The following is an 8,545-nucleotide window of genomic DNA, read 5'->3' as shown; positions in this document are numbered from 1 at the left end:
GATGCTGGTACATCGGACGACGACGGCAACGCCGCGAGGCGCCGCCTGGGCGCCACAGACGTCAAGAGACCGGCTTTACGGGGCGCTGGGGAGGTGGCGACCTCTGCGCTCACCTACAGCCCGAGGTCTCCCTCGAACTGTCCCTCCTCGAGGCGATCCTTCACGGCGGTGAGATACCGCGCCGCGTCCGCGCCGTCGACGATCCGGTGATCGTAGCTCAGCGCCAGATACACCATGGAGCGCACGGCGATGCTGTCCGCGCCCGTCTCGTCGGTCAGGACCACCGGCCGCTTCACGACCGCACCCGTGCCGAGCATGCCGACCTGCGGCTGGTTGAGGATCGGTGTGTCGAAAAGGGCGCCCCGGCTCCCGGTGTTGGTGAGCGTGAAAGTGCCGCCGGAGATGTCATCAGGCTTGAGCTTGTTGGAACGGGTCCGTTCGGCCAGGTCGGCGATCTGGCGGGCCAGCCCTCCGATGTTGAGGTCGCCGGCGTTCTTGACGACCGGGACCATCAGGCCGCGCTCGGTGTCCACTGCGATGCCCAGGTTCTCGGCCTCGTGGTAGACGATCTCGTCGCCGTCGACGCTGGCGTTGACGATCGGGTAGACCTTCAGCGCCTCGACGGCCGCCTTGGCGAAGAACGGCAGGAAGGAGAGCTTGACGCCTTCCCGTGCCTGGAAGTCCTTCTTCGCGCGGTCACGCAGACGGGCGATGCGGGTGATGTCCACCTCGATCACCGTCGTCAGCTGTGCCGACGTCGCCAGCGAGTTGACCATGTGGTCGGCGATCATCTTGCGGACCCGGGTCATCTTCTGCCGGGTACCGCGCAGCGGCGACGGCTCTGCGGACGGCGCGGCGGCCGGAGCGGACGACGCGGGTGCGGCGGCCGCAGCCTTGGCCGCCTCAGCGGCGCCGAGTACGTCCTGCTTGCGGATCCGTCCACCGACACCGGAACCGGTGACGGTGGAGAGGTCCACCCCGTGCTCAGTGGCGAGCTTGCGCACCAGCGGCGTCACGTACGGCGCCCCGTCGCCGCCGGCGGTCGCCGGCGCGGATGGGGTCGGTGCGGACGGCTGCTGAGCAGTCTGGGATGCCTGGGGAGCCTGCTCTGCGGGGGCCGGTGGTGCCTGCTCGGGCTGCTGGGCCGGGGCGGGCTGTTCGGCCGCGGGCTGCTGGGCGGCTTCTTGCTGGGGTGCCTGCTGTTGCGGTGCCTGCTGGCCGCCTGCGGCTCCCTCTTCGCCGATGATGGCGAGCTCGGCTCCGACCTCGACGGTCTCGTCCTCGCCGACCTTGATCTCCTGCAGGGTGCCGGCGACGGGGGAGGGGATCTCGGTGTCGACCTTGTCGGTGGAGATCTCCAGCAGTGGCTCGTCGACGGCCACCTGGTCGCCGGGCTGCTTGAGCCAGCGGGTCACTGTGCCCTCGGTGACACTTTCTCCGAGTGCGGGCAGGGTGACAGAGGTTGCCATCGTCAGTCCTCTCGAACGTCTCTTACGCCATTTGAGCCTACGCGACCGTACCAGCCAACATGAGCGTATATCGCCCCCACTCGCCGGTTGTCACAGGCCTCCTGTGACCGCGAACACACGCCGTGTCGACGGGCCGTGATCACTGTCTCAGCCATGGACATGCAGAGGTTTTCCGGCGAGCGCGAGATGTGCCTCGCCGAGAGCTTCACTCTGGGTCGGATGCGGGTGGATCAGCTGGGCGACCTCCTCCGGCAGCGCCTCCCAGTTGCAGATGAGCTGCGCTTCGCCGATGAGCTCGCCCACTCTGGCGCCGACCAGATGCACGCCCAGCACGGGACCGTCCTTCTCCCGCACCAGCTTGGCGAAGCCCTGAGTGCCGAGGATCTGGCTCTTCCCGTTCCCGGCCAGGTTGTAGTCGAAGGTCTCCACCTGGTCGTCGCCGAGGCGTTGCCGGGCCTGCGCTTCGGTGAGCCCGACCGAGGCGACCTCCGGATCGGAGTACGTGACGCGAGGGATGCCGGTGTCGTCCACGGGCACCGGGGCAAGGCCCGCGATCTCCTCAGCGACGAATATGCCGTGCGCGAAGCCACGGTGCGCCAACTGCAGCCCGGGGACGACGTCGCCGACCGCGTACACCCCCGGGACGCCGGTGCGCAAGCGCTCGTCCGTGGTGACGAACCCGCCGTCGAGCGTGATGCCGGCCTCGGCATAACCGAGGCCCTCGGTGACCGGTCCCCGGCCGACAGCGACCAGCATCAGTTCGGCGTCGATGGACTCGCCGCCCTCGAGCGACACGGTGATGCCCGCGTCCGCCTGCTGGACATCGGCGAACCGTGCGCCGGTCTTCACCGTCATGCCGCGTTTGCGGAACGCTCGCTCGACGGTCTTGGAGCTTGCCTCGTCCTCGCCCGGCAGCAGGCGAGGCAGCATCTCCACGAGCGTGACCTCGGCACCGAAAGACCGCCAGACGCTGGCGAACTCGACGCCGATGACGCCGCCGCCCAGCACGACCGCCGATGTCGGTACACGATCGAGATTCAGCACGTCGTAGCTGGTGAGGATCTGCCGGCCGTCGGTCTGCAGACCGGGCAGGCTGCGGGCGTCGGACCCGGTGGCCAGGACGACGTTGGCGCCGGTGTAGCGGGTGCCGTCGACCTCCACAGCATTCGGGCCGGCCAGCCGTCCCATGCCCTCCACGAGCGTGACACGGTTGGCCTTGACCAGGCCTTGCAGGCCTTTGTAGAGCCTGGCGACGATGCCGTCCTTGTACGCGTTGACGGCGGGGACGTCGACGGACTCGAAGGTGGCCTTGACGCCGAACGTGTCGCTGCCGCGTGTGATGTCGGCGACCTCCGCGGCATGCAGGAGCGCCTTGGTGGGGATGCAGCCGTAGTGCAGGCAGGTGCCGCCGACCTTGTCCTTCTCCACCAGCGCGACGCGTAGCCCGAGTTCGGCGGCGCGGAAGGCGGCCGCATAACCACCGCTTCCACCACCCAGGACGACGACGTCGTAGTCGTATGCCTCAGCGTTCATACGCGCTCCACTCTCCGTGACCATGATCGCTCGCGCCGGCCGTGTCCGGCCACTGGCGAACAGCACCGGACGCACCCGTGAGGTCGATCCTGTCACTCGGGGGCGAGCCACATGACGCCCGCCCCGAATACCGTGCTGAGCGACGAGGTCACCGACTCAGGTGATCTCCACGGAACAGAAGCGATACTGTCGGGAGTTCATAGGACAGCTCGACGGAGGTGTGACGATGCGGTGGTTCGGTCGGCGACGTAAGAGCGCTGAAGGCAGCCTGGACAGAGCTGCCGACGACGCCGACACCAAGCACCTGAAGGAGTTCGCCGGCTCCAGGCACGGCGTCGAGGCGTTCGTCGAGCCTCCCACCACGATGACCGCGACCACCGTCGTAATGGTCGCGCATGACGGCGAATGGACGCGCCGGCGGGTCCGGGACGCCGCGGCCGCCCACGACCTCGCCCGCAAGCTCGGGATCCCCGCGTACGACGCCCAGGTCGTCGGATATCCGCAGCGGATGCGGGAGTGGAACCGCAAGACGGGCGGGCGCGGCGTCTGAGCCCGCCTCCGCTGCCCTAGAGTCCTGCAACTCGGGGCCGTGGCGCTCGTGCGGCACGTCCAAGCGGCGAGTGTCAGAGTCTGCCCTCGGCGACATCGTCGACGATCTGCACCAGCGTGCGTACTGCTGTGCCGGTTCCACCCTTGGGCGTATAGCCGTACGGCGCCGAGTCGTTGAACGCCGGTCCGGCGATGTCGAGGTGTGCCCACGGCACGCCCTCCGGTACGAACTCCTTGAGGAACAGACCGGCTTGCAGCGCGCCGCCGTTTCGGTCGCCGATGTTGGCGATGTCGGCTACGGCCGAGTCCAGCTTCTCTCTGAGTTCCGGGGGCAGGGGGAGGGGCCACATCTGCTCGCCGGCACGCTCGGCGGCGTCGTGCACGCGCTCGGACAGGTCGTCGTCGTTGGACATGATCCCGGACACACGTGGACCGAGGGCGACGACGGCCGCTCCCGTGAGTGTCGCGACGTCGACGATCAGGTCCGGTTCGTCCTCGCCGGAGCGGACCAGAGCGTCGGCCAGAACCAGGCGGCCCTCGGCATCCGTGTTGAGGACCTCGACGGTTTTCCCGCCGTACATCGTGATGACGTCCGACGGCCGCTGGGCGTCACCGGACGGCATGTTCTCGGCCATCGCCGCATACGCGGTCACGGCGACCTTCGGGGCGATCTCCGCGATGGCCAGGGTCGCGGCGACCACGGCGGCCGCGCCGCCCATGTCGCACTTCATGGTGGCCATGCTGTCGGACGGCTTGAGGGAGAGACCTCCGCTGTCGAACGTGATGCCCTTGCCGACCAGCACGACATGTTTCTTGGCCCGGGTCGGGCGGTAACTCAGGCGAACCAGCCGCGGAGGGTTGGCGGAGCCTTGGCCGACGCCGATCAGCCCGCCGTATCCGCCCTTGGCGAGGCTCTTCTCGTCCAGGACTTCGACGTTGAGCTTGGCGGCTTTGCCCAGTTTCGTGCTGGTGTCGGCGAACGCTTTGGGGAACAGGTCACGCGGCGGCATGTTCACCCAGTCGCGTGCTCTGTTGACCGCGGTCCCCACGGCTTCCGCGCGGGTGACCGCGTCCTTCACGGCTTTGGCTTTGACACCGGCTCCCACCAGGGTGACCGCCTCCAGCGGCGGTGTGGCGTCGCCGGACTTGTATGCGTCGAACGAGTACGCACCCAACAGAACGCCTTCGACGACCGCGGCGGCGTCCTCTGCGCTGCCCACGGGAAGCGCGAACGCCGCACTCTTGGTGCCGCTGAGGGCGCGGGCGGCGGCTCCGGCGGCCCGGCGGATGGCTTCCCGATGCGCCGGCGTACCGTCCGCCGCGGAAGATCCCACACCGACGGCGACGACGACAGGCGCCTTCATCTTGCCCAGAGCAGGCACCTTGATCACCTCGTCGGCCTTACCGGATGCTCCCAGCTGCCTCAGCGTCTCGGTGAGCGTGCCCTTGAAAGCCTTGTCGACCGGCTCGGCGCCGGCCAGCAGGGCGGGCCCGTCGTCGCCGGAGGCGATGCCGATGACCACCGCATCGACTTTGAGCCCGGTCGGACTGGCTGAGGACAAGGTGATGGCGCTCACGGCTCTCCCTGACGTCGAACTGCTAAGTCAAACGTCGATGCTACTTCGTTCCGTACAGGCGGGAGGCAGCGAGCCTCGAGGAACTCTCAGCCGGCTCGATCGCGCGCTTCAGTGGCGTCGCTCGATGAGGTCGAGGTTGCGGAAGACCGGCGGCTCATCGCATAGCTCGGCCATCTTGGCGGAGATCTCGTTCGTGGCGGGCAACTCGTTGTTCTTCTGGGCGTCCTCGTAGGAGTCGAACTCGACGATCATCACGTACGTGTTCGGTCGGTCGCGGTCGGACGTCACCAGCTCGCGAGTCACCGTGTTCACGCCTTCAGTCGCCTTGTCCCACTCGTTGGCAAGCGTGACAAGGTCGTCGTACCTGGACGTGCGCATCTCGATCATCTGGACGAACTTCATGCTGCGTACCCCATCTCCCGGTAGTTGTATGTGCGATCCCAGTGTCACGACGCCGAGCCAAGGGAGAGTCAGGATGCGGTAAAGATCTGTCCTGCGCTCAGTCCCGATGCATATGCGCCCGTCTATGCACGTAACTCATGTCGACGCGCAGGGCTGGCCGTAGACGTGGAGCTGCCTCGTCCCGTGCTGAGGTCGGGCCGCGCCGTGGAGGGCGGCAGACGCGTCGTGGGGATAGAGGATATGGTGCGGAGGTGTGACTGAGACTGAGACACCCTCGAGAACGGCCCTGTACGACCGGCACGTCGAGCTCCAAGCGAAGTTCGCGGAGTTCGGCGGATGGGAGATGCCGCTTCAGTACTCAGGGGTAGTGACCGAGCACAACGCAGTGCGTGAGCAGGTCGGTCTTTTCGACGTCAGCCATCTGGGCAAGGCCCGGGTGACCGGACCAGGTGCACGCGCCTTCGTCGATTCCTGCCTGACCAACGCGCTGGACAAGATCGGGCCGGGCGAGGCGCAATACACGCTGTGCTGCGATGAGTCTGGCGGCGTCGTCGACGACCTGATCGTGTACCTGCGATCCGACGAGGAACTGCTGCTGGTGCCGAACGCGGCGAACAGCGCCGAGGTCGTCCGCCGGCTGCAGGCGGCGGCACCGGACGGTGTAGAGATCCGCGACGAACACACCCGGTTGTCCATCCTCGCGCTGCAGGGACCGAACAGTGAAGCTGTCCTCTCGGCGCTGTGGATCGCGGTGGGACACAGCTACATGTCGTTCGTCGACGCCGAGTTCAACGACATCCCGATCACCGTCTGCCGCACCGGCTACACCGGCGAGCGCGGTTACGAGATCATCGCGCCGTCCGACGGCGTGCACGTGATCTGGGATGCGTTGCTGGCCTCCGGCGAGCCGCAGGGCATCACGCCGTGCGGGCTCGGCGCGCGGGACACATTGCGCACGGAGATGGGCTATCCGCTGCATGGCCAGGACCTTTCCCGGGAGATCAGCCCCTTGCAGGGGCGTTCCGGTTGGGCGGTCGGCTGGTCGAAGCCGTCGTTCTGGGGCCGTGACGCGCTCCTGGAGGAGAAGGAAGCCGGACCGGTACGGCGACTGCGTGGCATCCTGGCGTCGAACCGGGGGATTCCGCGGCCCGGCATGGCGGTGTCCGTCAACGGTGTGGACGCGGGCGTCGTCACCTCCGGCACGTTCTCGCCCACCCTGAAACAGGGCATCGGCCTGGCGTTGCTCCCGCCCGACGTCTCTGACGGCGACGAGGTCAGCGTGGACGTACGTGGCCGTTCCGAGCCGTTCGAGGTGGTCCGTCCGCCGTTCGTCAAGACGTCGCCGTCCTGATCGGCCGGCGGTAGCGCTCAGACAGTAGCGCTCAGACAGTGGTGGCGTCCTCGGGCGTCGTCAGGTGCCGCGGGGCTTGACGAAGCGGCGACAGCCATGCGACGGCCGTGGCGGCGACGATGGTCAGCTGGCACAGCAGAAGCGCATGCGCGACGTCGATGTGGTCGGCGAGTAGCCCAGCCGTCAGGGCTCCGGCCGGGAAACCGGAGCCGAAGGACGTCATGCGGCCTACGGTCATGACGCGACTCATCAGGGGCTCGGGCGTCACCTGCTGGCGAAGAGTGACCGAGTTCGCGGCGACGACGATGTAGGCGGCGCCCCACGCGGCGACCGCGAGCACGCCCAGGACCCAGTTCGGGGACAGCGCGGTGGCGGCGCCGCCCACGCCGGAGAGAGGCAGGCATACGAGCGCGGTCCGGACACCGCCCAGGCGATAGACGATGCGGGTCATGAGCATGCTCCCGACCACGGCTCCGGCTCCCCACGCCGCGAAGACGAAGCCGAACCGCCAATCTCCCTGCTGCACGCCGAGGCTGCGGTCCGCCCACACGACCAGCACGCCCACGAGCGAGCCGCCGCTGAAGGCCACCAGCGTGCCGATCACGGTCATGTATCGCAGAACCGGATGGTCGATGATGAACCGGACACCCTGCGCGATGGCTGCGCGGCTGGATTGATCGACGATCGTGCCGATTCCGCGGGACTTGCTCAGCGGTCGTACGATGCGTTTCACCAGAAGAGCCGAGGCGACGAAAGTCACGGCATCGATGACAATCAGCGACTCCGGCGTCATGACGACGAGAAGCAGGCCGGCCAGCGCCGGAATGGTGGCTTCCACGATCGTTCCGCCGCCGGCGACGAGCGAATTGGCCGCCGGGAGCCGGCGGCGCGCGACCAGGCTGGGGAGCGCGCCGAGGTTGGCTGCGTCGAAGAAGACGAAGATGGTCTGCGCGACGAGGGCCACGATGATGACGTGCGGCGCTGTGAGATGTCCCATCCATGCGGCTATAGGCACGGTGAACAGGACGAGCGCCGCGCCGGCATCCGAGCTCATCATGACTCTCTTGCGCTCGAACCGATCGGCGAGCAGGCCGGCCCAGAGACCGGCGAGCAGGTAGGGGATGCCTTCCGCCACGGCCACCAAGGCGGTCCAGGTGGCCGATTGGGTGAGGGAGTAGACCAGAGCCGGCATGACCACATACGTGACTGCCGAGCCGGCGAGGGAGACGAGCCGTGCCGCGAGGTATCGACGCAGATCCGGATCTCGAAGGAGCGGCCGCTCCGGCTCGTTGAAAGAAGAATGCAACCCTGACTCCGCTCGCCCCCGAAGCAGAAACTTTACCAGGGAGACAACAGGATGACGGGGTATCTGTCAAGACGGGTGCGTAAGAAGCCGCGCGCCCCGTGCGCGACGTCGAGATGGCAGGCCCGATGAACGGTCCCGCGGTGGTCGGGCCGGTGAACTGTGAGAGTCTCAAGGAGCATGTCCCGCACATGGACGACAGTCGTCGCCCACAAGGGAGGTGCCGATGTCTGAGAGGAGTTCGCGAATGGCGTGGAGCTGGCGGTTCATCGACGCCGATGGTGGTGTGATGAAGGACGACGACGGTTCTGCCGCGGGCAGTGGCGTGGAGTTTCCCACCCAGTCCGACGCGGAGAGCTGG

6 protein-coding genes and 1 pseudogene are annotated in these 8,545 nt (G+C 67.6%); 2 read left to right on the top strand and 5 right to left on the bottom strand.

Annotation, left to right across the window (positions count from 1 at the left end; genetic code table 11):
• Window positions 1-113 precede the first annotated feature (113 nt).
• Both sucB and lpdA read right to left on the bottom strand, forming a co-directional pair.
• Window positions 114-1,478 (bottom strand): annotated as a pseudogene (gene sucB, locus ELR45_RS27665) (2-oxoglutarate dehydrogenase, E2 component, dihydrolipoamide succinyltransferase); the annotation flags it as partial.
• A gap of 138 nt (window positions 1,479-1,616) precedes the next feature.
• Window positions 1,617-3,002: a dihydrolipoyl dehydrogenase gene (gene lpdA / locus ELR45_RS27660; RefSeq protein WP_129669193.1), complete on the bottom strand. Its 1,386-nt coding sequence runs from the start codon at window positions 3,000-3,002 to the stop codon at window positions 1,617-1,619.
• Window positions 3,003-3,228: 226 nt separating this feature from the next.
• Here lpdA and ELR45_RS27655 point away from each other — a divergent pair, with 226 nt between their 5' ends.
• Complete coding sequence (locus tag ELR45_RS27655) at window positions 3,229-3,552, top strand: oxidoreductase (protein WP_129669192.1); 324 nt, start codon at window positions 3,229-3,231, stop codon at window positions 3,550-3,552.
• A 73-nt stretch (window positions 3,553-3,625) separates the two neighbouring features.
• Here ELR45_RS27655 and ELR45_RS27650 read toward each other — a convergent pair whose 3' ends face one another.
• Complete coding sequence (locus ELR45_RS27650) at window positions 3,626-5,128, bottom strand: leucyl aminopeptidase (protein ID WP_129669191.1); 1,503 nt, start codon at window positions 5,126-5,128, stop codon at window positions 3,626-3,628.
• Window positions 5,129-5,236: 108 nt separating this feature from the next.
• The gene (locus tag ELR45_RS27645; RefSeq protein ID WP_129669190.1) at window positions 5,237-5,530 is read right to left on the bottom strand and encodes a hypothetical protein; all 294 of its coding nucleotides are present in this window, start codon (window positions 5,528-5,530) and stop codon (window positions 5,237-5,239) included.
• Between the two features lie 253 nt (window positions 5,531-5,783).
• Here ELR45_RS27645 and gcvT point away from each other — a divergent pair, with 253 nt between their 5' ends.
• The gene (gcvT, locus tag ELR45_RS27640; protein WP_129669189.1) at window positions 5,784-6,881 is read left to right on the top strand and encodes a glycine cleavage system aminomethyltransferase GcvT; all 1,098 of its coding nucleotides are present in this window, start codon (window positions 5,784-5,786) and stop codon (window positions 6,879-6,881) included.
• 31 nt (window positions 6,882-6,912) lie between these two features.
• Here gcvT and ELR45_RS27635 read toward each other — a convergent pair whose 3' ends face one another.
• The gene (locus tag ELR45_RS27635) at window positions 6,913-8,187 is read right to left on the bottom strand and encodes an MFS transporter (RefSeq protein WP_165368146.1); all 1,275 of its coding nucleotides are present in this window, start codon (window positions 8,185-8,187) and stop codon (window positions 6,913-6,915) included.
• Window positions 8,188-8,545 lie beyond the last annotated feature (358 nt).

The sequence above is a fragment of the Phytoactinopolyspora endophytica genome (assembly GCF_004138495.1).
Lineage (GTDB): Bacteria > Actinomycetota > Actinomycetes > Jiangellales > Jiangellaceae > Phytoactinopolyspora > Phytoactinopolyspora endophytica.
The sequence above is the reverse complement of the archived record's forward strand: the minus strand, read 5'-3'. Positions and strand labels throughout refer to the sequence as shown.

Bases quoted from the DNA above. Each gene is read 5' to 3' on its own strand.
- lpdA (WP_129669193.1), bottom strand. From the start codon at position 3,002: ATGAACGCTGAGGCATACGACTACGACGTCGTCGTCCTGGGTGGTGGA.
- ELR45_RS27655 (WP_129669192.1), top strand. From the start codon at position 3,229: ATGCGGTGGTTCGGTCGGCGACGTAAGAGCGCTGAAGGCAGCCTGGAC.
- ELR45_RS27645 (WP_129669190.1), bottom strand. From the start codon at position 5,530: ATGAAGTTCGTCCAGATGATCGAGATGCGCACGTCCAGGTACGACGAC.